This window comes from Burkholderia sp. Ax-1720, from assembly GCF_011753035.1.
Lineage (GTDB): Bacteria > Pseudomonadota > Gammaproteobacteria > Burkholderiales > Burkholderiaceae > Burkholderia > Burkholderia gladioli.
In genome coordinates, this window is record NZ_VWWK01000035.1 from 12,915 (window position 1) to 36,041 (window position 23,127).

Below are 23,127 nucleotides of genomic sequence, written 5' to 3' on the forward strand. Positions count from 1 at the left end.
CATGAGTTATTCGGCCAAGGTGCTGTGGGGTGAAGGCCTGTTTCTGAGGCCGCAGCACTTTCAACGCCAGGACGCGTATCACGAGGCGCGCCTGTTCGAGTCGCTGCAGGCGATCCAGCCTTACAACTGGGGCGTGCGCTCGGTGAAGCTCGACCGCGACGCGATCAGCAGCAACGTGCTGCGCCTGTCGGAGCTGTCGCTGATCTTCCCGGACGGCGCGCTCTACTCCGCGCCGCAGGCCGACGACCTGCCGCCGCCGGTGGCGCTGGACACGCTGCCCGAGGGCATCAACGATTTCACCTTCTACCTGGCCCTGCACCCGCTGCGCGAGGCCGGCTCGAACTACGTCGAGGACGCCGAGGGCGGTTTCCTGAGCCGCTTCACCAGCGACAATGCGCCGATCGCCGACCAGTTCACCGACGCGGCCGACGCCGACATCACCTTCCTGAAGACCAACGTCAAGCTGATCGCCCATAGCGAGCCGCGCGACCAGTTGCTGGCGATCCCGCTGGTGCGCGTGCGCCGCACCGCCACCTCGGGTTTCGAGTTCGACGACAGCTTTGTGCCGCCGTGCCTGGCGATCGAGGCCTCGGGGGTCCTGATGCAGCGGCTGCGCCAGCTGATCGACGCGCTGCAGGCCAAGGTCAACGCGCTGTACGGCTTCCACCGCGAGCCGACCAAGAACATCATCGAATTCCGCTCGGGCGACATCGCCTCGTTCTGGCTGCTGCACACGGCCAATGCCGCGTTCGCCTCGCTCGCCCACCTGTACCAGCATTCGGCGCTGCATCCGGAGCGGCTGTTCCAGGAACTGCTGCGCCTGGCCGGCCAGTTGATGACCTTCTCGAAGTCCTACGCGCTGGCCGACCTGCCGGCCTACCGGCACGACGATCCGGGCCCGCCGTTCGCGCGCCTGGACACCATGCTGCGCGAGCTGCTCGAGACCGTGATCTCGACGCGCTACTTCGCGATCACGCTGGAGGAGGTGCGGCCCTCGTTCCATATCGGCCGCCTCGATTCCGGCAAGATCGACGACAAGACCGAGTTCTACCTGGCCGTGTCGGCCGACATGCCCTCGGTCGAGCTGGTGGACGCGGTGCCGGCGCGCTTCAAGGTCGGCGCGCCCGACGATGTCGACAAGCTGGTGCTGTCGGCCATGCCGGGCGTGCGCCTGTCCTACACGCCGCAGGTGCCGCCCGCGATTCCGGTGCGCCCGGGCGCCTGCTACTTCGCGCTCGATGCGCGCAGCCCGCTGTATGAGCGGATGCTGCAGTCGCAATCGGCGATGATCTACGCGCCCTCGGGCATCAACGACCTCAAATTCGAACTGATCGCCGTCACATCATGAGCTACGCGCCCTCCCTGTTCGGCGGCACCACGCCGCCCCCCGCCCCGCATTCGGCCTCGTCGACCGACGCCAGCTTCCAGGCGCGCTCGCTGCTCGACCTGCTCTATGACGGCTTCTTCATGATGTTCCTGCTGAAGAACGGTCGCGAGCCCGGCGAGGCGAACGAGTTCCGCACGCGAATCCAGGAATTCCTGGCCGATTTCGAGCGCGGCGCGAAGAAGCTCAATGCCGGCGCCGACGACGTCTACGCCGCCAAGTTCGCGTTCTGCGCGGCGATCGACGAGGCGGTGCTGTCCTCGCAGTTCAAGGTGCGTGCCGAGTGGGAGCGCCGCCCGCTGCAGCTGGTGCTGTTCGGTGAGCAACTGGCCGGCGAGAAGTTCTTCCAGTACCTGGAGGAATGCCGCGCGCACGGCGTGGCGCGCCTGCAGTCGCTGGAGGTTTTCCACATGTGCCTGCTGCTGGGCTTCCAGGGCAAGTACCTGCTCGAGGGGCCGGAGAAGCTCGCCTACCTGACCGCGCGGATCGGCGACGAGATCGCCCAGATGAAGGGCAAGCGCGCGCCCTTCGCGCCGCATTGGGCGCTGCCCGACCAGATCGCGCACCGCCTCAAGCGCGAGGTGCCGCTGTGGGCGATCGGCGCCGTGTTCGCGCTGGTCGGCCTGCTGGCCTTCGTCGGGCTCAACGCCTATCTGCGCGATCACACGCTCAAGGCGCTGGCGCCGTATTCGCAGATCATCAAGGTCGGGCCGGAGTCGGCCAACCTGACGATCTCGCTGCCCTGAGCCTCCCTCCTCGCGCGGGGCGCGCCCGGCACGGGCCGCCCCGCCGTCTTCCAGCACCGCTCCTTCCTTTCGGATTCCTTCCCGCGCGCGGCGCCTCAGTCCTGCTCGACCAGCATGCTCGCCTGCACGCGTCCCGAGTGCAGGCAGACGCGGTTGCGTCCTGCCACCTTGGCGTCGTAGAGCGCCTGGTCGGCGCGCGCCGCCAGTTGTTCGAGCGTCTCGCCGGGCTGGCGGCTGGCCAGGCCGCCGCTGGTGCTGTACGAGCAGAGGCCCGTGGCGGTCACCACCTCGTGGCGGCTCACCTCGTCGCGCAGGCGCTCGGCGATGCGGAAGGCATCGGCCAGCGTGGTATGCGGCAGCAGGATCGCGAACTCCTCGCCGCCGAGACGCCCGAGCGCGTCGCCGCCGCGCAGCCGGCTGCGCATCAGGTCGGTGAATTCGCGCAGCACGTTGTCGCCACCGGCATGGCCGTAGGTATCGTTGATGGACTTGAAGTGGTCGAGGTCGACCAGCAGCAGCGAGAGCGGCTTGCCGTTGAGCTCGGCATCCTCGACGCGCGCCCGCGCGACGAACTCGAAGCGCTGCCGCGACAGCGCGCCGGTCAGGAAATCATGGTCGATCACCTGGCGCGCCTCGCGCTGCAGCGAATCGTGCACCAGCAGGATCGCGCACATCGACATCACCGGCATGATCGCCGCGCCCACGCCCAGCAGCAGCACGTTGGCGGTGGCCGCGAACTGGCTCGCCTGCATGGCCTCGGGCAGCAGCACGAAACCGGCGCCGCGCGCGAGCTGGCTCAGCGCGAAGACGATCGCGAGCGAGGCGGCGGCCAGGTAGGGATAGCGCGACTGACCGGTTCGTCGTCGCAGCAGCACCACGGCGGCGATCGCGATGCAGACGGCGGCGCTGAACAGCGCCGTAATCGCCACCCGCATCGGCAGGCTGTCGACCGCGTAACGCCAGTAGGTCAATGCCGGCAGCGTCAGCGCGGTGAGCAGCGCGAGCCAGGGCCAATGCGGGGGAATCTTCAGGAAGCGCGCGTAGCCGGCGTAGAGCGTCACGCCCGAGAGCAGCAGCAGGCCATTGGCGATCACGATCGACAGCAGATCCGGCACCAGGCCGCGCGCGAGGATCAGCGCCAGCGACACCGACAGCAGCAGGTTCGCGGCAAACCATTCGCGCACGCCCGCCGCCTGGGTACGAGCCAGAGAGCCGAGCAGCACGAGCGTCAGGAGCCCGAACAGTGCGGTAGTAGCCAGAGCAACGGTGACGGCGGACATGGCAGGTGCGGAAACTCGGCACGGCGTCGGACTGCACGTCGTACTCGGACGGATCGACAGGCGAAGTCCGGAATTTAACAGTTTCGGACCAAGCGAAATGTGAAATAGGATGGCATGAGGCCATGCGCCAATCGTATCGACATGAGGATCGGCTGGTGCGCGCGATTCGATTCGGCTTACGAAAGTGAATCGATGCGGTGCTGGAAACGTTTAATCGGGGAATTTCGCGCTCGCGCAATGGCGGGCGGATCGACGGGGCGAGCGAGAAAATCGCCGGCTTTCGGCGGGCTTCGCGAAGCCCGGCAACGGGAATGCCGGCTCGGCGATTTTTCGGACAGATGATCGATGCGGCCCATCGCGCGCCGCATCGTATCCATGCAAAGGACGTTTATTCCTGCAGCGGGGGCACCGCTTCGCCGTCACGAAACTCCGGCCGCGCGGCCTGGATATCGCGCGTGTTCTTCTGCACCGCGATCGCGCCGAACAGGGCGAGCAGGAAGGCCATGCCGTAGAAGCCCTTCTCGCTGGGCGCGAGCGTGGCATTGAACAAACCGATCCCGAGCAGGGCCACCGCCATCAGCGTCGCGATCCAGCACAGGCCGTAGTAGATGCCGGTCACGCGCAGCCCCTCCACGCGGTCGCGCACGCTCTTCTGCAGCGAGACCGCCGCGAACAGGCCCAGCACCAGCACGGTGAAATAGTAGCCCTTCTCGTTGAGCTGCATGCCGGCGTTCCACAGGCCGAGCAGGTAGGCGACGACGCCGGCCAGCAGCGCGGCCCACGAGGCGGCGATGAAGGCGAACGAGGGTTGCTGCGTGGTGGCTTGGTTCATGGTGAGTGTCCTCGGATTGTTATTCGGATGTGCCTTCGGCACCTCGTTTCGCGGTGGATGCGATGGCGAGGTCATATGGTAATGAAACCGCGTAGGAAGGCAAAGGATTTGAAGGGGCGTGGAGGGATGATTGGGGGTTTATGGGCTGGGTGTCGATGTCGTGCCCGGTCTCGTCTTGCGAATTCATTTTTAATCAATCGGCCTGGATCCGCGCCCATTCAATTCATCATTATCGAAACCTCCACGGCAAGTTACCCACCTTCGGAATCCATGTATTACATAGGCTTTGGAGAATTTTCACATCGATTTTTCGATCACGATTTCCGAATTTCAAGCATTCGTCGATGAATGGATTTGTTATTTCTTCATCGGATCCATTCGCGAAATTATCGATAAGCTTGGCCCACATTCGCTTGCCTGTTCTCGCGGCAATCTTCATTTTTCGATCCGGCCACGCAAGCCATCGATCGATAATTCGACGTGCCTGGGACGAAGCTGAAGGCATATGGCCGGGTCACGGTCCGATGAAAATCATTGCCCGATTCGTGCTCGCGCTGCTGCTGACGCTGCCCATTTATGCAGGCGTCACGGCGATACCCTGGTTGTCACACTGGTTCAACGATGGCGCCGGCTGGGATGTAGTCGCACCGATCTTACGCGCGCTCGGCTCGGAAGGCGGGGAGCAAAACGATGACTTTCTTCTTGGCTCCCTGCTCGCAATCAGTTTTGTGCTGGCGTTGATCTCGTCGTGGATCGTGTTTGCGCTGTTCGGCTGGATCGTGCGTCGATCGCACCGCCGCGACGCGTGAGCTGTAGCGAAGGGATTGAAGCGGATCAGACGAGGAGCGTTCCAGAAACGACAAAGGGTTACGCGAACATCACGTAACCCTTTGATTTATTTGGTGCCGGCTGCAGGACTCGAACCCGCCACCTGATGATTACAAATTTTCAATTAAATCAATAAGTTACTGAAAACCAAGGAGAAATGACCGTAACCAGGGAAAATCAAAAGCACTTTGTATTCAGTAGCTTAGAGAAATTCAGCGAAGCGATCGCAAACTTATGCTTGTACCTCTGTTGTACCGCCCCCCCCCAGCTTCCGGAAGCGGTGGCATCCAGCACATAACCGGAGCGTTCGTTGACAGATGGGGGGCGGCCACACCTCGCCGCTCCCCCGCAAATCTCGATGCACCTCAGCGCCGACCAGCTCCAACAACAACCTGAGGCTTGAGCCTGTCGCGGATCTGTTGATAGATCGGTATGTCAATGTCCTCCTTGACCTCAAGCGTTACGGCAAGGCCGTATGGAATCACATCATCCAAACGAACCGTCGCATCCTTTTTGCAAGTCACTCTAATCCGAATCATCTCGCCATCTTGGTAAGCGGAGATGATCCTCTCCCCCTCGAGTACCTCGTGTTGGACCGTCCCCCTGAGCACCTGATTGCGGTCGCCATCCTGACGTGACAGTCTCAACGACGTTTCATCCCAAGTGGAACCACCGGGCGCAAGCTCCAACTTAGCCTCACGCAAATTGCGATGATCTGAGTTGATCGGCGTGAACCACGCCAGAGTAACCACTAGCCGCCGCCATAGCTTCTGGGCAGAAAGTCCGATTGGCAACGGAAATGCGTATTCATGGACCTCGTTCTCACGAATCTCTCCGCACCCCAAAACTGTCGCGCGTTGTGCCGTACATGTAAGCACGCGCTCTATGTCGGCAGCGCCGTAACCAATGTATCGCGCGATGATCTCCCTGAACTGTCTTGAGTTCCGGTCATTCTTCAGTGCAGAGGTCAGAAGATCCTTTGCAGATTCCGGCTGTTTAGCTCCATGGATCAGCAGCGCCTTGATCAACACGGCAATTAACGGCTCGGGTAAAGCCTCCCCCTCTTGTTCACGTAGGTGTTCGAGCATTTCATAGATACGCGCCGCGCTACGCGTAGCCAAAGCCGTCGCATTGCTGGTTCCTCGCGTAACAATCACATTCGCTAGTTCGCCGGGCTTGGAACTGTCCCACGCCACAGTCTGGCCTGGCCGAACCTTTGATCGATCAATGCGGAATACGCTGGAACCGTTAAGGTTGGGGGTCTGATAAAGCTGCCGGCCGCCGGGAAAGAGCACTTCGGGCTTAATCGCACGCCTGAAGCCATGCCCGAGGCGCATCGCAGGACTGAATACGCTTTCGTTGGGCATTACATCGATCCGCCGCATCTCTGGATATTCGCCGGATTCGTCGGTATGCAACGCGCCAACGGTGATGGCGTTAAGTGATTCGGCCGGCGAAAGCAGCCGACGTGACGACAGGTTCTGCGACACGGCTCGGATAGTTGTGCACACTTTGTCCTCATCGGACAGCTCCGAAAACTCTCCGTAGCTCACACCGATATCGAAATCGTCTGGAAAGTTTCCCGCACTTACGCAAAACAGAACGCGATATTTCCACGACAACCAATCGAGCAATCTCGCCCATGGACTCGGCGTATGGATGAAAGGCCGTTCACTATCACCTATCGAGAGGTTTACAACCTTTACCAAAGGAGCTTGCGCAGGAACGTCGCCGGCCCCCTCGAACATCCTTCTCACCGCGAGATGAATACGGTCCTCAAAGAACACGTCGTCCGGCATATGCTCACCACGATCCGCATGATTTGGATCTGGTTGCATGATCGGTGTGCAGTAGACCTTCCTCCTCAGTGGTTCCGACTGCCCCGAGCTAAGATCGCCGTTGACAATCAGCGACGCCATGCTCGTGCCGTGGCGTCGCTCGCCCGGCTGATAGAGGCGCTCAATGTCAAAGGGATCATCAAACAACAACTTTCCCTCTAGCGCTTTGTGGAGGAGAAGAGGAGCTCCGTCAAGCAGGGCAGCTACAGGCGGCAATTCAGCGGCAGTCTCCTTAAATTCGGCGGGGTCCCCCTCATTCTCGTCAGCTACGGCCAAACTCTGCCCCGTCGGCCGAAAGTACATGATCCCGGGAAACTTGAAGAGCTGTATGTCAACTTCAGCGGCTGGATCGCCCACCTCGGCCAGCAGTTGCCGAATTCTCTCCGCGGGCAACTCGGCCTTCACCGCATGAAAGGCGATTTCGTTCATGTCGATGAACGGCCCCAACGTTCTACCATCTAGCGCAGCGAGGAGTTCCCGGACCGCCTGTTCATTCTGCCTGCGCCTAATTTCAGTGTGTCGATAAAAAAGTTCGATCTGGAATGTTATCGGCTGCTGTGCGTCGAGCGGATCGACCATTTCGTGCCAACGGTGGATCATCCCTGTTTCCCGCAACGTCTCTTCGATACCCCAGCGTCGGATCACCAACAACTGCGAAAAAACGTCTGCCCACTTTCCCTTGCCACGAGGTAGAGCGCGCCCTTGAGTCCATTGTGCCCAAAGCGAGAGCAGTTCCCGCAATCCGGCCTCGTTACTCATTGAAAGGAAAAGACGTCCTTTCAATAGTTTGTCGGTCCGCTGGCCCCTGCTATCAACTTCATAAAAATCGTCGTCAGGCTGAACACCATCGAGATCCCACTCTCCGAGCCATTCGAGGCCCGCGGCATCCACTGCCTGCTTAAAATCGTCCACGCTACCGGCGATTTCCATCACCAATACCGTTTCTGGCTCCATACCGGCCATAGCACCAGCAACGCTCGCCTGGTATCGAGCGAACGACGCCTGAAGCTCATCGAGTTGAACATTGACCCGCGCCACCTGCCTCTGTCGTCCAGGTAGATGCGGCCCGCCAATGGGGAAGCCACGCCTAGGTTCTGGAGGTACGACACGCTTTTCTGGAAATACCAAAAGCGGTAACGGATCGGTCATGGACTTTTCCCCGGATTTGTTTGTTGTCTAATTAGGCTTCTTGCTGGCTTGGTTTCAGACGCTCGCGCCACTGGTCCAGCTTGGTCTGTGTAATCATTTTCGCATCGTCTGTGCTTCGATCAAGAACGGCTCGACGCACCACTGAGAGGCAGAATTCCTCCACCTCTGCAAAGTTCAACCCCAGTAATCGCTTGGCAATTGTCTCGGCGGCAAAACCAAAGTTAACTTGGCAACGCACGCCGATAGAGGCAACAAAAGCAGTCAGTTGCGCGCGAGTGGGTATCGGCAACTCGATGCGCAGCTGGAAGCGCCGCCACACTGCTCGGTCCAACAGTTCTGGATGATTGCTCGCGGCCACCACGACGACATAGTCGGGCAGTTCATCCATCTGTAGTAGAAGTGAACTGACAACCCGCTTGATTTCGCCGGTTTCGTGCGTATCACCACGCTCCTTTCCTAGAGTCTCAAATTCGTCGAAAAAGAGCACGCAACGCTGCGTTCTCGCGTAGTCAAGCAGACTCTTCAAACGCGATGAAGTCTCTCCCAGGTAACTGCCGATGAGAGTTTCGTATCGAACGACGATCAACGGGACCATCAGCTCAAAGGCTAGGGCCTCAGCTAATGTCGTCTTTCCGTTACCTGGCGGCCCCGCCAAAAGAACCTTGTGACGGGGACGCAAGTTGTGGGCATGGAGCAGTTCTGCGCGATGCTGTTCCTCGATCAACTCCTTTAGTTGATCACGAACGCTTTCCGCCAAAACTATGCTATCTAGGCCGCGCTCTGGAGCGACTTCAAAGATCAGTTCTTTGTGCGCGCCGCCACCCGGACCGCCACCGTTGCGTGGCCCCAGAGCTGGCGCCGTCGATTGAAAGAGAGTGGCTTGCTGCAAGGATTTCGCCAAGCGGTCAGCCAGAATTCGATGACCTTTGTCACGCTCTTCCTTGATCAATGATTCCGCAGCCTTGCGGAACGACGGCTGATCGCCACTGCTGGCTGCTTTGACCAGTTCTACCAGGGTATCAGCTTGTGCCATCAGAGCTAACCTCAACAATGTATAAGGAGACCTGCCTCTTCACTCGGGAACGCAGGTATATTCGGTTCGGGCCCAGATCCAACGTCGCGCTATGCTTTTGGTTTAGATCCACACACGCAGCCAAAGCAACCTCTGTGTTTATCCGCGTCATGTTCCACTTTGAGCGGACACGACCTTGTAGATCGTCGCGCGCGAGACCTTGTACCGTTTTGCTATCTCACCGACGGAAAGTTCCGGGTTGGTCATCAACTGCTTGATCTCACTTATCTGCTCGGCGTCGAGTTTGGGCTTTCGCCCCCCCGCGCGGCCACGCGCACGCGCTGCTGATAGTCCCGCATGCGCCCGCTCTCGGATCACGTTGCGCTCAAACTGAGCGAGAGCGGCAAATACTTGAGCGACCGACGTATCCGCCGCACTGCTAGTGTCAATCCTTTCACTCAAGCTCTCAAACCTTACGCCGTGTTGTTCGAGTTCAACCACGATCTGCACAAGGTCAGACAGGCTACGAGCGAGGCGATCCAACCGCCACACTACAAGGGTGTCACCGGGCCCGAGTACTTTCCGGCATTGTTCCAGCCCCGGGCGAGCTGCCACCTTAGCGCCAGCGGTCTCCTCGTAAATGGTCGCGCAACCAGACTGCGCAAGGACTCGCCGCTGATGCCCAAGAGTCAGATCGTCTGCTGACGCTCGCGCGTAGCCGATTCGTTGATTCATTGACGGTTTGCGAGGCTTTGAAAAATTGACGGGAATTTTGACAGAAAAGCGGCAATTTGTCCCCACAATCGCACGCCAGCCGGGCATCGTCATTCACCGGCCGCCTGGACAGCCCAGGATTGCGGGTTAGGCAGGGCTCACTCCACACCAGCTCGCCCCATAGGTGAGCCGAACACCGCGCTGCGCTGTCTATAGCCCGCCGTGTCAACGCTATAGGCTCGAACTCATTGGAAAGTGCGTCTTATCAACGCTTGGCGATCAGCTTTTCGGAGCCTGGCGAGGCTACATTGATTTTTTTATTGTGGAACTGACATCAGACCCAGTTGAGCAAGAGTGGCTCACGCAGGAGCCTGCTCGCTTCCGGATTTTTATCGATCTCGTCGTCTGTCACGTAGTAGCCAGCTTCGACGCTCGCCAGCGCCTGATTCGCACGTGCAATTTGTCGCTCAAGTCGAACGGCATTTCGATCCGGCTCGCCATCGGAGGCGTTGATAGTCATCGGTGATTCATCCTTGTAAGGTGAACTCAGATGATCAAATCTGCTCAGAGCCACTCGCTACCGGCTTCATGCCGCGAACGATGTGGTGAACTAGTCAATTTCTCGTCGTCGAGCTCGTCATCGGTGAAGTAATAGCCGGCGTCGATGCGGGAAGCGGCTTGGCGAGCGCGCACGATTTGCTCATCCAGCGAAAAGCACTGGGCGTCCCCGTAGAGGTCGGCACCGGTGCGGTTGATGTTCACCGATCCCTCATCCTTGTACATCGGCGTCACATGTGGTTAATTGTGGCACTCAGGCACCGGCTTTTCGTTATCGGCACCCCACGTTTCAAGCCATGCGTATACCTCTTCGCCAGAGAGGTGCAAGCCCGTACGCTGGAACTCCAGCCAGGAATATTTGGCCTCTTGCTCGAATCGCGCGTGTGCGGTTGCGCTCTGATCGAGTTCGATCTCGAACGCGCGACTCACATCATGGCCGTCAGGTGATTGCAATCGCGATTTCATAGCATAACGTAACGTATCAATCGTATCGTAACGTACCAAGCATCAGTCCGGAAGGACGTTGCTACCGTTGCGGCGGGAGCCGCCGCCGAGGGCCACGCCCTCGCCTCTACGATACTCGGTTTCGTTCGTCGGCCTCGCGCGGGAGCGCGAGGCAAGCAAAGGAAAGGTGGATGCGCGGACGCGTGCCGGTGTTCAAAGTCCCTCATCCTTGTATCCGCTAAAGCTTGGAGAGTTCGACCGGACCAAACATGAACACCATCAGATAACCGGTGGATGTCTTGAATTTCCCCGCCGTAAAACCGGGCTGGACCTTTGCCACCAAGGCAACCCTCGTTTTCAGCCCGATGAATGGACCGTTCACCGGGCCGCCGACCAATTTTTCGAACTCGTCCTTGGTCACCGGCTGCGCCAAATCCGAGTCGGATCGCCAGCTTCCATTGCTGTAATCAGCGAACACATAGCCGGCGGCCGTCTTTTCCACCTTGATCACCGGTTCGACTTTTCCGTTTTGCATCGCGCCGTACATCCCCTCCAGCGTATCCGGCGAATTCCTGTTGCAGCCGGAAAGTATCGCCACAAGTAGTCCAAGCACCATACACAAGAGATTCTTCAATTTTCCGTCCTCTATATCGGTCGGCACATAAGGGAGTTTCAGCCAGCGCCTATAGACCCTTGACGCTGTTCATGCGGAATCGACTCGTCGCAGCGCGAGCGGCAGCCTGGCCGGCGCCAATAGCATGGCGCGCGCCAGCTTGCGCACCACCCAGTGCTTTACCGCCCGCCCATTTCGAGCCTTGACCAGCCGCGCGCGCGATGATGCGCGACGCACCGCCAGTCGCTGAAGATACGACCCAGTTCCCGAAGCCGGTGCCGATCGGCGCACCTCCGGCGAGGCTAGATGCCACGTGGGTAACACCCATGATGACGAGCACGTCGATGATCGAAATCAGCAGCAAACCCAACGCACTGCCGAGGCCGGAGGTCGGAGTCATCGAATCCATGTACTGCTGAAATACGACGTACGTGAACGACAGCACTGTCACCGCAAATACGTTGACGAAAACGTAGTTGACGATCAGACCTACCCACGCATCGAAGAACCGCTTCGTAACGTCGAAAAGCAGGCAGCCGATGAAAATCGGACCAAAAGCCAACAGTACGGTCAACATGCCCTTTGAGAGCAGGATGAGGTAGGCGGCATAGACGGTCATGATGAGCCCAGCCCCGTAATACACTATCCCCGAAAAGAAGAATGAAAATCCGTTAGAGGTTAGCAAAGAACCCCGAGAGAACGCATCGCTCCCGAGCGACCATGCCTGACCCAGTTGTTGATCGAGGATCGATGGACCGGCAACGGTGTCAGCGGTCTGCCCAGTAACGATGCTCGTGAGATCTGTCGGCAAATTCAGCACGGGATCGAGCACGTACTGCCCGTACCCAGCGATGGAAAAGCCGATGCTCAGGATCAGCGTTATCTTGACGATCCGGAATACCATGTCATTGCCCCAATCCTGCACTTTTCCGCGAATGCCCGCCCAAGAATAGAGAATGAAGTAGATCCCGAGGCACGTTGTTACTACAGGCAGCATCGCAGTAATCGTCCGCTGGACTGCGGCGTTCAGGAACGCATCAATCGCAGCTTGGAAGTGCGTGAAGATGTTTGCGAAAATTGTCATCGTCATGGCGCTCTCTCCTTGCTATTGCCGGCGAGCCGGACTTTCGTTGACTAAAGTTTTGCCGGCACGCTGGGCCTTCAGAAAGCTGCCGTAGTCACGGCATACGCGTTCGATTGCCACATCGTCGTACGCATCAAGCGTGCGTCGCTCAAAGACGAGTAGCTGCCGCTTGATATGTAAGCGCGCCAACATCTTCGCGTCAGGCCGAGGCTTTGCTTCCTCCGCCGCTATTTCGCTCACGATGAATCCGATCATCGAGTTGAGCACCTCCAATGCCGTTTCGAGGCGAGCCAAGCTATCGGTCATCACAGAACCTCCGTGACGGCGGGAAAGCCCTCGACCACCAGATGATCCAGTCGCTCGTAGAAAACGCCCAGCATTGCCGCGAGGTCCTCGTACATCGGATTCGGCCTCATCAGATCGATGCATTTGCCCATCCCATGGACGGCCTCCTGAAGCGACGTGTACCACGTGAGTAAATCGGGAGACGCGTTACTATTGATGCCAGCCATGATTCACCTCCTTGCAGGTGGGTCGTGGTTAGGGATGAAGGAGCGTCTCACCGCTCGTTCGTCCCGCTACGAAGAACGCGCCATTGTGCTTCGAACGACGCGCGAAACAACAGAACCCTGGGCGCAGCAAGACAAGCAAGGGCGACGAGCTCAACGCTCATGGTCATCTTTCCTTGGCGCACTATCGCGCGTTGGAATCACGCTCGGCCTCGACTTCTGCACACGAGTTCCTGCCGCACTTGCGACCTTCGGCCTCTCGTCACTGCGACGATCATGCCCTTCCCTCGTCTTCCTCATCCGGCTAGCGGTGTCCTGCCGCTCTGTCATCGGCGCCGGCACGCTGCTCACGAAACGTCTAATGTCGTTGCTCAAAAGCGGGCTTCTCTTCGGTATGCAACACCTTGTCCAGCATCAGCCGTAGAAGTTGCGCTTCGCTTCGACAACCGTGGCGCTGCGCTGCCGCAGCAAACTTCAGCTTGGTTTCTCGTGACACACGCGCCCGGATCGTCTCGTGCTCGCTCATGCCACGGCTCCGCCGCGTGCCCACTTTCTAGAAGAAAGTGTTTCCTGCCCTAGAACACAAGACACATCACGACTTTCGTCAACGAAAGTCCATCGGTTCCCGCCGCGCTCCCACGCGACGGAACTACCTTGCTCCGCAGAGGCGAGGGTTTCCCCCTCGATGGCGGCTCCCGCCGCTGCTTGTCCTTCATCCTCACGCGCAAGTTTCGTTGACGAAAGTTGGGGGCCTGTGTATTGCACAATACAGTCGAGGATGTGTGGAATCATTTGACCTCTCCCCATGCCCGACCCAGCCCACCCAACATGCAAAGGGTCGCGTCGTACAGATGTGCCAGAGCCAATGCGCCAGTGCCGACAGTAGCCATCAACAGTTGATTTCGAACGGGTACGGGATATGGGATGATCAGGGTCGCCGCGAGCACGAACAACGAGGCACCCGAGAGCAACAATAGAGGCCATCTGACAATCGGCCGAATCCATTGCAGAACAAGGAGCAAGATCATTGAGATCATGACTACAGCAAGCCGAATTAACTTCATAGATGTGAAGTCCTCACCATTCGATCACGGACGCTAGCACCCTCATTGATGCCCCTCACCTCTAAACGAAGCTCGAATTTTTTGCATTTCAATTTGAGAAACGCTGAGGCTGGAAGCACTGGCACCGTCCGATCTCGCGGAAGGCAGCGCCTCCGTTTCGTTATTTATAGATTTATATGTAGCGTTACTGTTAACGCTGCCCATTTTGGATACCCTATCCGATAGGGTATCCGCGCCGAACGGTCCATCGGACAGGTGCTGATCTGTGGACAAGTAGGAAGGAATAATGCCTCGGAGCTCCGGAGGCAACCGTGTGCGGAGGTCGCGGATGAAATCGGCTCGCCAACAGTCCGGGATCTTCGCAATCTGCTCGATTGTTCTGTCTCGGAGCTTCGGTCCCAGAGCCATTTTCGGAGAGTTGTGCTCCCACCACTGTTTGACCCAGACGTAGCGCGTGCGCTCGGCGAAACCCACAAGAGCACGCTCGGCTAGCCGCTTCAAAACAAGAACGAATTGCTCTTCCATCCATCCCATCTCAGCCGCAGAGACTCGCGGAACGACTGGGTACACACCGATGATGTTGCTGCTCGGAGACGTCAGCAAATACAACATGGTTGCCTTGTCTTCCTGCGTGCAATCTGCGATCTGAGGGGACCGCCAAAAATTCGCATCGTCTACGGTACGTTGGCGCCCCATCATTCGGCCTCGTCCAGAAACCTGGCAACTTCCGCCGCCTTGAACATTACTCGGCGTCCGAGCTTGATCTTGGCGGGTCGAATCTGCCGCGCGAGTTGGTTGTTACCACTCAACGTGATACGTAGTCCATCGACACTGCGATTAAGTAGGCCGGCCAAGTCCGTGAGCGACAGCAATAAACCATATCGAGTCACCAGTAGCTCTTCGGTCTTTGTCATGTGGTCACATCTCCGTTGTTTCACTAGATAGGACTACTACCTAAGACACTCACCGCCAGAAATATGGCACTGGCCCATGCGGCAAGCGCCTATATAATCGGAGTGACGATTCTTTCCTTTTAGTCCAATTTAGACGATTGGTCTTAAATTTACATATTCTTCGCTAGCATGTCAATCACTACGATCGAAGATCGGTTCATCCTGCTACTGAAAGAAAAGCAGACGCACGGAGCGAGCGGAGCCTCCAGCCGAGGCTTCTGGGAACGGTTGGCTCAGCGTTCCGGAATTTCCGCACAGCGCTGGCGGAAAGCGTTTGACAGGCGACAACGCCCAACGTCGGACATGATTGAGGCAACCGGGAAGATGTGGCCGCAGCATGCTTTCTGGCTTGTGACGGGGATCACCGACGCCGCGAACGGGCATGTCGCGCCGCTAACCGCCATGACCTTCCCTGAACGCTTCTATGGACTAACAGATGCCGCCACTGGTTACTTCCGGCAGTCGTTGGCCTTAGCTAGCGAGCTCGCAGACCGAAGCGCGATCGATCTGAGCGATGACAAGCAAAGGATGTATGCCGCCGAGCGAACGAAACCGCTGGCTCACTGGGTGGGTAGCGAAAGTTTGGATGTCGCGTATCAACTCTCCTCTGATGCTCACTATCAGTCGCTTCGCGAGGAGTGGTTGCGTAGGGAGGAAGAACGGCAAGCGCTGATAGCCAAGCTAGCGGCGTCGCCGGAAGAAAAACCGGATCGAGAGGCATCGAAGAAGGGATTGACGGTCGAAAGGCTCGCAGGAAAGGATCCTCGCACCACCCACCAGAGCGAGTGGGACCTTTTCTACGAGCCACGAAGCGAGTGACGCCTGTGCCGTTTTTGGTGAATGCGATTACTCGGCCGGAGGCCGTTACCAACCCAACTCGGCTGCCGGCCCGAAGACAACGCTACTCGTAAATCCACCCCCAAGAATGCACGCCCTGTACGGCATGAAGAACAGCGCATGCTTGTATTCCCAGTGAAACAAAATTTCTGTAGTGATGCGCGCTGTCTCGATCGATCTGGGGAATCCTGAGCTCGCTCAGACCGTCCAGTATTGCCCGTTGGCGACGCATTGCGGAAAAGAGCTGTGGCGATTCTGTCAGCGGAAAATGTTCTGCGAGTCCTTCTTCAATTAGCTCCTCGAGAGCGTCCCCCGCCTCACGCAGGCTCGGAGCGATTTCCTGATGGAGGCTCCTGAACGCTACAAGATTGTCCTGGATGGCGATGAGCAGCTCCGCAGCCCGGCTCGGGTCGATTCTCGATTTGAGCTCAAAGACAAGCGAACAAAAGTAACGATCTTTGGGCAGCATGGATTCGAGATATGCATTCTTGTCCGCAAGATATTTCTGCTCAAAAATTCTGTCGTCGCCGCCCGCAAAATAGTTTTCACTTGGCTCCAGATGATCTTCGATGCGTACGATGTGGTGGAAGCGCATCGAAATATTCGCGCCAGACTGCCATGCCAGTTGCCCCTTGAATGCGTCAAATACCATCTCCGAACTTTCGTGAAGCAGATGCCGCAGGGGACGCACAGCATGCTCTGCGATATCGTAGGAATCGAACTCGTTGATAACCGAGGTCAATGCCTCCCCGGCCAATTCACTCAGCTTCCTGATCTCATCCTTGTGCTGTTTCCGTAAATCCCGGAAGGTGTCCCGGTATCGGGAGTGCTCGCCTGAAACGTGAGCACGGTAGGTGTTTTGCAGCGAAACCCGAGCGATATCGCTTTGCTTTTTCGTATAGAGCGCACTCATCGACGAGACCGCAAACGCTGCCAAGGCAATCCAGTTAGAGAGTTCCAATGTCAGTTTCCATTTTTGTTCTTGACGTGTGGGCGAGGGTCCAAAATACACCGCCTCGCCACTAGCGCACCAAGCGGTCCAGCTTGGTTACTAGCTCCTCCGAACGGAGGTGTGTATAACGCTTCAACATCTGCATCGACTTGTGCCCGCTGATAGCAGCGACCTCTTGGTCGCTGAAGCCAGCTTCAACGAGTCTGCTAACCGCTTCATGGCGTAAGTCGTGAAAGTGGAGGTCGACGAAGCCGAGCTCGCGAACGATACCAGCCCAAAGCTTCTGAAACACATACGGTTTGCGCCGACCATCCCGTCCGGGTTCGCCAAAAAAGACAAGATCCGTGTCGATGGGGCGTATTGGGTTGTCCAACGCTGCGCGCAGAATTTCGGCTGCGGCACGAGTTAATGGAACAGTCCGCGCCGTGCCGTTCTTGGTGTCGCGCAAAGTGACGATTCGCCGATCAACATCGATCTGCGAGCGTCGCAGCCCGGTAATTTCCGATGAGCGCATTCCCGTCTCAACCGCTAGCCGTACGACCCAACCAAGCATTGGATTGCTATGAGCGCCGGCGGCATCGAACAGTCGCTGCTGTTCCGCCGGCGTTAAGCGCCGATTCCGCCCGGCTCCGGGGCTCGGCTTTCGGATGTTGGCGACCGGATTGAACGTGAGTCCGATTCCCCACTCCTGAATCGCGACTCGAAACAGATGACCGAGCATCGCGAGTTCGATGCGCACGGTATTGTTGGATTTGCCTGCCACTAAGCGCTCGTCGCGGTACTTCGCGACGAGGTCGGCGCTAACAGCCGCCATTGAGTACTTGCCGAAGAAGGCTTCGAGGTGGCTCCGTGTGAATTTCTCACTGCGCTGCGTGGTCGCCTTTTTGGTGACCGACACCTCTTCCATGTACCGCTTCAACGCGGCCGACACCGTGAGCTTTTCGGAGGGCGCGCGAGACAGATAGACGCCCCGAACCATCTCATCTTCGGTTCGACGTGCCCAATCCTCAGCGTCGCGTTTGGTGCGAAAAGTCTTGGCCGTAGTCGGCCAACCAATCTTGCGGATGACCGCCTTCCACGTCCCGGAAGGCGTCTTGACGATGGTTGCCATGTACCTGTTCTGAGAGCTGACTGTACCGAAAATGTACTTTTCAACGCCCAGAAAGCACAAGGGGTTACGTGAAAATCACGTAACCCCTTGATTCTATTGGTGCCGGCTGCAGGACTCGAACCCGCCACCTGATGATTACAAATCAACTGCTCTACCAGATGAGCTAAGCCGGCGTAGCCGTAGATTCTACCTCATTTCACGATCTTGAGGCGGGGTCGGTTGCTCTTTCCCGAGGCACCGCCATCGTCGTCGGGCGACGAGGCAGGCACATCCGCGCCTTCCGACGGCTCGGCCGCCTCCCGCGCCGCTTCGTCGGACGATACCGGCGCAGCTTCGGCGACATCGTCCTCGATGGCCGACTCGCCCGGCTCATCGGCGGTGGCGTCGACCTGGAAGGCCATGCCCTGCCCGTTCTCGCGCGCGTAGATCGCCAGCACGTTGGCGACCGGCACCTCGAGCTTGTGCGCCTTGCCCGAGAAACGCGCCGTGAACTCGATCCATTCGTTGCCCATCTGCAGCGCGCTGGTCGCCTCGAAGCTGATGTTCAACACGATCTCGCCGTCGCGCACATACTGCCGCGGCACGCGCGTCGAATTGTCGACGCGCACCGCGATGTGCGGCGTATAACCGTTGTCCGTGCACCATTCGTACAGCGCGCGCAGCAGATACGGTTTGGTGGAAGTCTCTTGCATCACAGTCCTCGTACGGGCACGAACGCGGCGGCTCGCCGCCGCGCGCGTACCGATGGCCGCAGGGCCGTTAACGACGCATCACCTTTTCCGAAGGCGTCAGCGCCTCGATATACGCCGGGCGGCTGAAGATACGCTCGGCGTACTTCATCAGCGGTGCCGCGTTCTTCGACAGCTCGATGCCGTAGTGATCCAGGCGCCACAGCAGCGGCGCGATCGCGACGTCGAGCATCGAGAACTCCTCGCCGAGCATGTACTTGTTCTTGACGAAGATCGGCGCGAGCTGGGTCAGGCGATCGCGGATCGCCAGGCGTGCCTTCTCGTGGTTCTTCTCGGCGGCCTTGCCCTTCTCGTTCTCGAGCGTGCTGACGTGGACGAACAGCTCCTTCTCGAAGTTCAGCAGGAACAGGCGCGCGCGCGCACGCTGCACCGGGTCGGCCGGCATCAGCTGCGGATGCGGGAAGCGCTCGTCGATGTACTCGTTGATGATGTTCGACTCGTACAGGATCAGATCACGTTCGACGAGGATCGGCACCTGACCATAGGGATTCATCACGGCGATGTCTTCGGGCTTGTTGAACAAGTCCACATCGCGAATCTCGAAGTCCATGCCCTTTTCGAACAGCACCAGCCGGCAGCGCTGGGAGAAAGGACACGTCGTGCCGGAATACAGAACCATCATAATTTGCGTTTCCTCAAAAAAGCCGAGGGCCGACGCGCGGACAAACCTGCCAGCAGGTCTCTCCTTGCGCCGGCCCCACGCCGGTCTTGGCGTGTTTACTTGATATCTTTCCAATACGCGGCATTCAGCCGCCACGCGAAAAAGCTCAGGATGCCGAGGAACATCAGCACCCAGACGCCGACGCGCTTGCGGGTCTGCTGCTCGGGCTCGGCCATCCAGCCCAGGTACGCGACGAGGTCGGCCACGGCCGCATCATAATCCACCGACGATAGCGTACCGGGCGTGACAGTCTGGAATCCGACGAGCTTGTGTACCTTCTCGCCCGTTTCCAGGTCCTCGACATCCTCGTATTTCGCGGTGCGCTGCCCCTGCAGTTGCCAGAGCACATGCGGCATGCTGACGTTCTCGAACACCGCGTTGTTCCAGCCGGTCGGCCGCGTGTCGTCGCGGTAGAAGCTGCGCAGGTACGTGTAGAGCCAGTCGCGCCCGCGAGCCCGCGCCTCGACCGAGAGATCGGGCGGCGTCACGCCGAACCAGCTCTTCGCGTCGTCCGGCCGCATCGCGACGCTCATCGTATTGCCGACCTTGTCCGTCGCGAACAGGAGATTCGCCTCGATCTCCTTCTGGGAAATCCCCAGATCCGTCAGACGGTTGTAGCGCATCAGGTTGGCGCTATGGCAATTCAGGCAATAGTTTACAAACAATTGCGCGCCATGCTGCAGGGCAACGAGATTTTCCGCGTTATCGGGCGCCCGGTCGAGCGGAAAATTAGCTTCGTCGGCACGCGCCGGACCCGTCGCCAGTGCGAGCGATGCGGCCCCGATCAGCAGGAACGTCTTCAGCAGCGTCCTCATCATCGTGTTCTCCTCGCTCGCATTAATGGGGCCGGAAATTGACGCGCTCGGGCGGACGCTTGAACGTGCCCAATCGGGTCCAGAACGGCATGCCCAGGAAGAACGCGAAGTAGATCAGCGCGCAGAACTGCGCGATCAGCGTCTTGGCCGGCGACGGCGACTGCGTGCCGAGGAAGGCGAGCGTGAAGAAGGCGAGGACGAAAATCCCGAGGAACACCTTGTGGAAGGTCGGCCGGTAGCGGATCGACTTGACCGGGCTGCGGTCCAGCCAGGGCAGGAAGAACAGCGAGACGACCGCCGAGCCCATCACCACCACGCCCCAGAACTTCGATTCGGTCAGCGCCATGAAGACCACCAGCGCGGCGGCCAGCACCGGCAGCCCGATCCGCCATTTGCCGCGCGCGCGCAGCAGCGCGACGATGCCGAGCAGCACGATCACCACCATCAGCACGATCTTGAACGGGTCGGTGGTGGCGCGCAGCATCGCGTAGAAGGCCGTGAAGTACCAGACCGGCGCAATCTCGGGCGGCGTCTGCAGCGGGTTGGCCGGGATGAAGTTGTTGGCCTCCAGGAAGTAGCCGCCCATTTCCGGCGCGAAGAACACGATCAGCGCGAAGATCATCAGGAACACGCAGACGCCGAGGAAATCGTGCACCGAGTAATAGGGGTGGAACGGGATGCCGTCGAGCGGGATGCCGTTCTCGTCCTTCTTCTCCTTGATCTCGATGCCGTCCGGGTTGTTCGAGCCCACCTCGTGCAGCGCCACCAGGTGCGCCACCACCAACCCCACCAGCACCAGCGGGATCGCGATCACGTGGAAGGCGAAGAAGCGGTTCAGCGTCACGTCGGACACCACGTAGTCGCCGCGGATCCAGAGCGAGAGGTCGGGGCCGACGAAGGGGATCGCCGAGAACAGGTTCACGATCACCTGCGCGCCCCAGAACGACATCTGGCCCCAGGGCAGCAGGTAGCCGAAGAAGGCCTCGGCCATCAGGCACAGGAAGATCGCGCAGCCGAAGATCCACACCAGTTCGCGCGGCTTGCGATACGAGCCGTAGAGCAGGCCGCGGAACATGTGCAGGTAGACCACCACGAAGAACATCGAGGCGCCGGTGGAATGCATGTAGCGGATCAGCCAGCCCCAGGGCACCTCGCGCATGATGTACTCGACCGACGCGAAGGCCAGCGTCGAGTCGGGCTTGTAGTTCATGGTGAGGAAGATGCCGGTGACGATCTGGTTGACCAGCACCAGCAGCGCCAGCGAGCCGAAGAAGTACCAGAAGTTGAAGTTCTTCGGCGCGTAGTACTCGGTCACGTGCTTCTTGATCGAGGCCGTGAGCGGGAAGCGCTCGTCGATCCAGCCGATGAAGCCCGTCGTGGAGACATTCTCGTTATCGGTCGCCATCACGCTTCTCCTTTCTCGTCCTTGCCGATCACCACCGTGGTGGCCGAGGTGAACATGTAAGGCGGAATATCGAGATTCTGTGGCGCCGGCTTGTTCTTGAAGACGCGACCGGCAAGGTCGTAGGTCGACCCGTGGCAGGGACAGAGGAAACCGCCCGGCCAGTCGTCGGGCAGGTTCGGCTGCGGGCCGGGCGTGAAACGCGAGGTGGGCGTGCAGCCCAGGTGCGTGCACACGGCCAGCACGACGAGGATGTTCTTGTGGTCGGTGCGCGAGCGGTACTCGTTGTCGCAGTACGCCGGCAAGGGCATCGAATACGGGTTCCTGGTCTTGGGATCGGCCAGTTCCGGGTCGGCCTTCTTCACGTCGGCGAGCATCGCGTCGGTGCGGTTCAGGATCCAGACCGGCTTGCCGCGCCAGGCCACGGTGACGAGTTCGCCGGGCTTGAGCCCGCCGATGTCGACCTCGACCGGCGCGCCGGCCGCCTTCGCCTTGGTCGACGGCGCGAGCGACGCCGCGAACGGTATGACCGTGGCGACACCACCGACACCGCTTGCTACGGATGTCGCAATCAGCCAGGTACGGCGGCCGCTGTCGACGCGTTTCTCTTCTTTATCTCGCATCTCACGCCCCACTTCTGAGTTGGATTCACCGTCACGACTTCGCATACCGCCGCTAGTGTGCGCGAACGGGGGTCCGATTTTCAAGGCCTGAATCTCGAAATCGACCAGAAGTCATTGATCGACAAGGGTTTTCCCCCATCGCCGATCGATGTTTCCAACTCAGTTGTTAAGCAAACGCTTCATACTGTTTCGTGGGTGCGCCGCCGCATTTCCGCCGCTTTCAGACCGGGTTGGGGATGTCGATGAAGGTGTGCTCCAGGCCGAAATGCTCTGACAAATGGTGGCCCAGCGCCTGGATGCCGTAGCGCTCGGTGGCATGGTGCCCCGCCGCAACGAAGGCCACCCCGCTCTCGGCCGCCGCATGCGTGACGAATTCGGAGGCTTCGCCGGTCAGGAACACGTCGGCGCCGGCCTCGATGGCGGCGTCGAAATAGCTCTGCGCGCCGCCCGTGCACCAGGCCACGCGACGCAGTAGCTGGTCCGCGTCGCCGAGCACCAGCGGCGTGCGCCCCAGCGTGTTCTCCACCTTGGCCGTGAAGTGCTCCAGCGAGACCGCCATCGGCAGGGTCGCCATCCAGCCCAGGCCGTGCTCGCCGAAATAGCTGTCGGCCATCAGGCCGAGCCGCGCGCCGAGCTGCGCGTTGTTGCCGAAATCGGGATGGGCATCGAGCGGCAGGTGGAAGGCGAACAGGTTCAGCTCGTTGGCCAGCAGCAGCTTCAGGCGCTGGTACTTGCGGCCCGTCACCTGCGGCGCCTCGTTGCGCCAGAAATAGCCGTGGTGGACCAGCACCGCGTCGGCCCCCCATTCGACCGCGCGCTCGAGAAAGGCCAGCGAGGCGGTCACGCCGGTGGCGATGCGCTCGATGCGGCGGCGGCCCTCGACCTGCAGCCCGTTCGGGCAGTAGTCCTTGAAGCGCGCAATCTCGAGGGTATTGTTCAAGTACAATTCGAGTTCGATCCGGTCCATAT

The 23,127-nt window shown here is 59.5% G+C and carries 26 protein-coding genes and 1 tRNA gene; 4 read left to right on the forward strand and 23 right to left on the reverse strand.

Translation table 11 applies throughout. The features are described from left to right. Position 1 precedes the first annotated feature (1 nt). Positions 2 to 1,348, forward strand: a complete 1,347-nt coding sequence (tssK, locus tag F3J18_RS13440) for a type VI secretion system baseplate subunit TssK (RefSeq protein ID WP_025101131.1) — start codon at positions 2 to 4, stop codon at positions 1,346 to 1,348. Next, positions 1,345 to 2,130: a type IVB secretion system protein IcmH/DotU gene (gene icmH, locus F3J18_RS13445; RefSeq protein WP_013696459.1), complete on the forward strand. Its 786-nt coding sequence runs from the start codon at positions 1,345 to 1,347 to the stop codon at positions 2,128 to 2,130. The genes tssK and icmH overlap by 4 nt, the downstream gene beginning before the upstream one ends. Positions 2,131 to 2,225: 95 nt before the next feature. Here the strand turns inward: icmH and F3J18_RS13450 are convergent, their stop codons facing one another. Then, positions 2,226 to 3,410: a GGDEF domain-containing protein gene (locus F3J18_RS13450; protein ID WP_025101132.1), complete on the reverse strand. Its 1,185-nt coding sequence runs from the start codon at positions 3,408 to 3,410 to the stop codon at positions 2,226 to 2,228. 388 nt (positions 3,411 to 3,798) lie between these two features. Then, positions 3,799 to 4,242, reverse strand: a complete 444-nt coding sequence (gene yiaA / locus F3J18_RS13455; RefSeq protein ID WP_025101133.1) for an inner membrane protein YiaA — start codon at positions 4,240 to 4,242, stop codon at positions 3,799 to 3,801. Between the two features lie 524 nt (positions 4,243 to 4,766). Here yiaA and F3J18_RS13460 point away from each other — a divergent pair. After that, positions 4,767 to 5,051: a hypothetical protein gene (locus F3J18_RS13460; protein ID WP_166913096.1), complete on the forward strand. Its 285-nt coding sequence runs from the start codon at positions 4,767 to 4,769 to the stop codon at positions 5,049 to 5,051. 384 nt (positions 5,052 to 5,435) lie between these two features. On the opposite strand, the gene F3J18_RS13465 is transcribed toward F3J18_RS13460, so the two are convergent. The 12 genes from F3J18_RS13465 to F3J18_RS13520 all read right to left on the reverse strand — a co-directional run bounded on the left by F3J18_RS13465 (position 5,436) and on the right by F3J18_RS13520 (position 14,969). Then, entirely contained in the window at positions 5,436 to 8,057 is a 2,622-nt protein-coding gene (locus tag F3J18_RS13465) for a S8 family peptidase (protein ID WP_166913097.1), read from the reverse strand. A 31-nt stretch (positions 8,058 to 8,088) separates the two neighbouring features. Next, positions 8,089 to 9,090: an ATP-binding protein gene (locus F3J18_RS13470; RefSeq protein ID WP_166913098.1), complete on the reverse strand. Its 1,002-nt coding sequence runs from the start codon at positions 9,088 to 9,090 to the stop codon at positions 8,089 to 8,091. A 147-nt stretch (positions 9,091 to 9,237) separates the two neighbouring features. Next, a complete protein-coding gene (locus F3J18_RS13475; protein ID WP_166913115.1) occupies positions 9,238 to 9,804 on the reverse strand; it encodes a recombinase family protein in 567 nt (188 codons plus the stop codon). A gap of 313 nt (positions 9,805 to 10,117) precedes the next feature. Continuing rightward, the gene (locus F3J18_RS13480; protein WP_166913099.1) at positions 10,118 to 10,303 is read right to left on the reverse strand and encodes a hypothetical protein; all 186 of its coding nucleotides are present in this window, start codon (positions 10,301 to 10,303) and stop codon (positions 10,118 to 10,120) included. 44 nt (positions 10,304 to 10,347) lie between these two features. After that, the gene (locus F3J18_RS13485) at positions 10,348 to 10,566 is read right to left on the reverse strand and encodes a hypothetical protein (RefSeq protein WP_166913100.1); all 219 of its coding nucleotides are present in this window, start codon (positions 10,564 to 10,566) and stop codon (positions 10,348 to 10,350) included. 457 nt (positions 10,567 to 11,023) lie between these two features. Then, positions 11,024 to 11,419, reverse strand: coding sequence for a hypothetical protein (locus tag F3J18_RS13490; RefSeq protein ID WP_240154537.1), 396 nt, complete (start codon positions 11,417 to 11,419; stop codon positions 11,024 to 11,026). A 49-nt stretch (positions 11,420 to 11,468) separates the two neighbouring features. After that, complete coding sequence (locus F3J18_RS13495; protein ID WP_166913101.1) at positions 11,469 to 12,488, reverse strand: type IV secretion system protein; 1,020 nt, start codon at positions 12,486 to 12,488, stop codon at positions 11,469 to 11,471. Between the two features lie 15 nt (positions 12,489 to 12,503). Then, positions 12,504 to 12,788: a hypothetical protein gene (locus F3J18_RS13500; RefSeq protein ID WP_028218428.1), complete on the reverse strand. Its 285-nt coding sequence runs from the start codon at positions 12,786 to 12,788 to the stop codon at positions 12,504 to 12,506. Further along, entirely contained in the window at positions 12,788 to 12,994 is a 207-nt protein-coding gene (locus tag F3J18_RS13505; RefSeq protein ID WP_028218429.1) for a hypothetical protein, read from the reverse strand. The genes F3J18_RS13500 and F3J18_RS13505 overlap by 1 nt, the downstream gene beginning before the upstream one ends. Before the next feature lie 355 nt (positions 12,995 to 13,349). After that, positions 13,350 to 13,517, reverse strand: coding sequence for a type II toxin-antitoxin system RelB/DinJ family antitoxin (locus F3J18_RS13510; RefSeq protein WP_166913102.1), 168 nt, complete (start codon positions 13,515 to 13,517; stop codon positions 13,350 to 13,352). Positions 13,518 to 14,097: 580 nt separating this feature from the next. Next, positions 14,098 to 14,754, reverse strand: a complete 657-nt coding sequence (locus F3J18_RS13515; RefSeq protein WP_166913103.1) for a hypothetical protein — start codon at positions 14,752 to 14,754, stop codon at positions 14,098 to 14,100. Further along, a complete protein-coding gene (locus F3J18_RS13520) occupies positions 14,751 to 14,969 on the reverse strand; it encodes a plasmid-related protein (RefSeq protein ID WP_080957715.1) in 219 nt (72 codons plus the stop codon). Before F3J18_RS13520 ends, F3J18_RS13515 begins: the two co-directional genes overlap by 4 nt. Before the next feature lie 168 nt (positions 14,970 to 15,137). Between F3J18_RS13520 and F3J18_RS13525 the strand changes: the two genes are divergently transcribed. Then, positions 15,138 to 15,827, forward strand: coding sequence for a hypothetical protein (locus tag F3J18_RS13525; protein ID WP_166913104.1), 690 nt, complete (start codon positions 15,138 to 15,140; stop codon positions 15,825 to 15,827). A gap of 82 nt (positions 15,828 to 15,909) precedes the next feature. On the opposite strand, the gene F3J18_RS13530 is transcribed toward F3J18_RS13525, so the two are convergent. From F3J18_RS13530 to F3J18_RS13570, 9 genes are all read right to left on the reverse strand, one after another. Next, a complete protein-coding gene (locus tag F3J18_RS13530; RefSeq protein WP_166913105.1) occupies positions 15,910 to 16,806 on the reverse strand; it encodes a hypothetical protein in 897 nt (298 codons plus the stop codon). 61 nt (positions 16,807 to 16,867) lie between these two features. Then, positions 16,868 to 17,908: a site-specific integrase gene (locus tag F3J18_RS13535; protein WP_166913106.1), complete on the reverse strand. Its 1,041-nt coding sequence runs from the start codon at positions 17,906 to 17,908 to the stop codon at positions 16,868 to 16,870. Between the two features lie 97 nt (positions 17,909 to 18,005). After that, a tRNA-Thr gene (locus F3J18_RS13540) sits at positions 18,006 to 18,081 on the reverse strand. 18 nt (positions 18,082 to 18,099) lie between these two features. Beyond that, complete coding sequence (locus tag F3J18_RS13545) at positions 18,100 to 18,600, reverse strand: ClpXP protease specificity-enhancing factor (protein ID WP_166913107.1); 501 nt, start codon at positions 18,598 to 18,600, stop codon at positions 18,100 to 18,102. Positions 18,601 to 18,667: 67 nt separating this feature from the next. Then, positions 18,668 to 19,279, reverse strand: coding sequence for a glutathione S-transferase N-terminal domain-containing protein (locus F3J18_RS13550; protein ID WP_012734444.1), 612 nt, complete (start codon positions 19,277 to 19,279; stop codon positions 18,668 to 18,670). Positions 19,280 to 19,374: 95 nt separating this feature from the next. Next, entirely contained in the window at positions 19,375 to 20,133 is a 759-nt protein-coding gene (locus tag F3J18_RS13555) for a cytochrome c1 (protein ID WP_025101332.1), read from the reverse strand. Positions 20,134 to 20,155: 22 nt separating this feature from the next. After that, positions 20,156 to 21,538, reverse strand: coding sequence for a cytochrome bc complex cytochrome b subunit (locus F3J18_RS13560; protein WP_166913108.1), 1,383 nt, complete (start codon positions 21,536 to 21,538; stop codon positions 20,156 to 20,158). Next, positions 21,538 to 22,158 carry a ubiquinol-cytochrome c reductase iron-sulfur subunit gene (gene petA / locus F3J18_RS13565; protein WP_166913117.1) on the reverse strand — a complete coding sequence of 207 codons (621 nt, stop codon included), beginning with the start codon at positions 22,156 to 22,158 and terminating at the stop codon, positions 21,538 to 21,540. The genes F3J18_RS13560 and petA overlap by 1 nt, the downstream gene beginning before the upstream one ends. Positions 22,159 to 22,378: 220 nt before the next feature. Continuing rightward, positions 22,379 to 23,125 carry a Nif3-like dinuclear metal center hexameric protein gene (locus tag F3J18_RS13570; RefSeq protein ID WP_166913109.1) on the reverse strand — a complete coding sequence of 249 codons (747 nt, stop codon included), beginning with the start codon at positions 23,123 to 23,125 and terminating at the stop codon, positions 22,379 to 22,381. Positions 23,126 to 23,127 lie beyond the last annotated feature (2 nt).

Coding starts and splice junctions, on each gene's coding strand:
- tssK (WP_025101131.1), top strand. CDS start 2: ATGAGTTATTCGGCCAAGGTGCTGTGGGGTGAAGGCCTGTTTCTGAGG.
- icmH (WP_013696459.1), top strand. CDS start 1,345: ATGAGCTACGCGCCCTCCCTGTTCGGCGGCACCACGCCGCCCCCCGCC.
- F3J18_RS13450 (WP_025101132.1), bottom strand. CDS start 3,410: ATGTCCGCCGTCACCGTTGCTCTGGCTACTACCGCACTGTTCGGGCTC.
- yiaA (WP_025101133.1), bottom strand. CDS start 4,242: ATGAACCAAGCCACCACGCAGCAACCCTCGTTCGCCTTCATCGCCGCC.
- F3J18_RS13460 (WP_166913096.1), top strand. CDS start 4,767: ATGAAAATCATTGCCCGATTCGTGCTCGCGCTGCTGCTGACGCTGCCC.
- F3J18_RS13465 (WP_166913097.1), bottom strand. CDS start 8,057: ATGACCGATCCGTTACCGCTTTTGGTATTTCCAGAAAAGCGTGTCGTA.
- F3J18_RS13470 (WP_166913098.1), bottom strand. CDS start 9,090: ATGGCACAAGCTGATACCCTGGTAGAACTGGTCAAAGCAGCCAGCAGT.
- F3J18_RS13475 (WP_166913115.1), bottom strand. CDS start 9,804: ATGAATCAACGAATCGGCTACGCGCGAGCGTCAGCAGACGATCTGACT.
- F3J18_RS13480 (WP_166913099.1), bottom strand. CDS start 10,303: ATGACTATCAACGCCTCCGATGGCGAGCCGGATCGAAATGCCGTTCGA.
- F3J18_RS13485 (WP_166913100.1), bottom strand. CDS start 10,566: ATGTACAAGGATGAGGGATCGGTGAACATCAACCGCACCGGTGCCGAC.
- F3J18_RS13495 (WP_166913101.1), bottom strand. CDS start 12,488: ATGACGATGACAATTTTCGCAAACATCTTCACGCACTTCCAAGCTGCG.
- F3J18_RS13500 (WP_028218428.1), bottom strand. CDS start 12,788: ATGACCGATAGCTTGGCTCGCCTCGAAACGGCATTGGAGGTGCTCAAC.
- F3J18_RS13505 (WP_028218429.1), bottom strand. CDS start 12,994: ATGGCTGGCATCAATAGTAACGCGTCTCCCGATTTACTCACGTGGTAC.
- F3J18_RS13510 (WP_166913102.1), bottom strand. CDS start 13,517: ATGAGCGAGCACGAGACGATCCGGGCGCGTGTGTCACGAGAAACCAAG.
- F3J18_RS13515 (WP_166913103.1), bottom strand. CDS start 14,754: ATGATGGGGCGCCAACGTACCGTAGACGATGCGAATTTTTGGCGGTCC.
- F3J18_RS13520 (WP_080957715.1), bottom strand. CDS start 14,969: ATGACAAAGACCGAAGAGCTACTGGTGACTCGATATGGTTTATTGCTG.
- F3J18_RS13525 (WP_166913104.1), top strand. CDS start 15,138: ATGTCAATCACTACGATCGAAGATCGGTTCATCCTGCTACTGAAAGAA.
- F3J18_RS13535 (WP_166913106.1), bottom strand. CDS start 17,908: ATGGCAACCATCGTCAAGACGCCTTCCGGGACGTGGAAGGCGGTCATC.
- F3J18_RS13545 (WP_166913107.1), bottom strand. CDS start 18,600: ATGCAAGAGACTTCCACCAAACCGTATCTGCTGCGCGCGCTGTACGAA.
- F3J18_RS13550 (WP_012734444.1), bottom strand. CDS start 19,279: ATGATGGTTCTGTATTCCGGCACGACGTGTCCTTTCTCCCAGCGCTGC.
- F3J18_RS13555 (WP_025101332.1), bottom strand. CDS start 20,133: ATGAGGACGCTGCTGAAGACGTTCCTGCTGATCGGGGCCGCATCGCTC.
- F3J18_RS13560 (WP_166913108.1), bottom strand. CDS start 21,538: ATGGCGACCGATAACGAGAATGTCTCCACGACGGGCTTCATCGGCTGG.
- petA (WP_166913117.1), bottom strand. CDS start 22,158: ATGCGAGATAAAGAAGAGAAACGCGTCGACAGCGGCCGCCGTACCTGG.
- F3J18_RS13570 (WP_166913109.1), bottom strand. CDS start 23,125: ATGGACCGGATCGAACTCGAATTGTACTTGAACAATACCCTCGAGATT.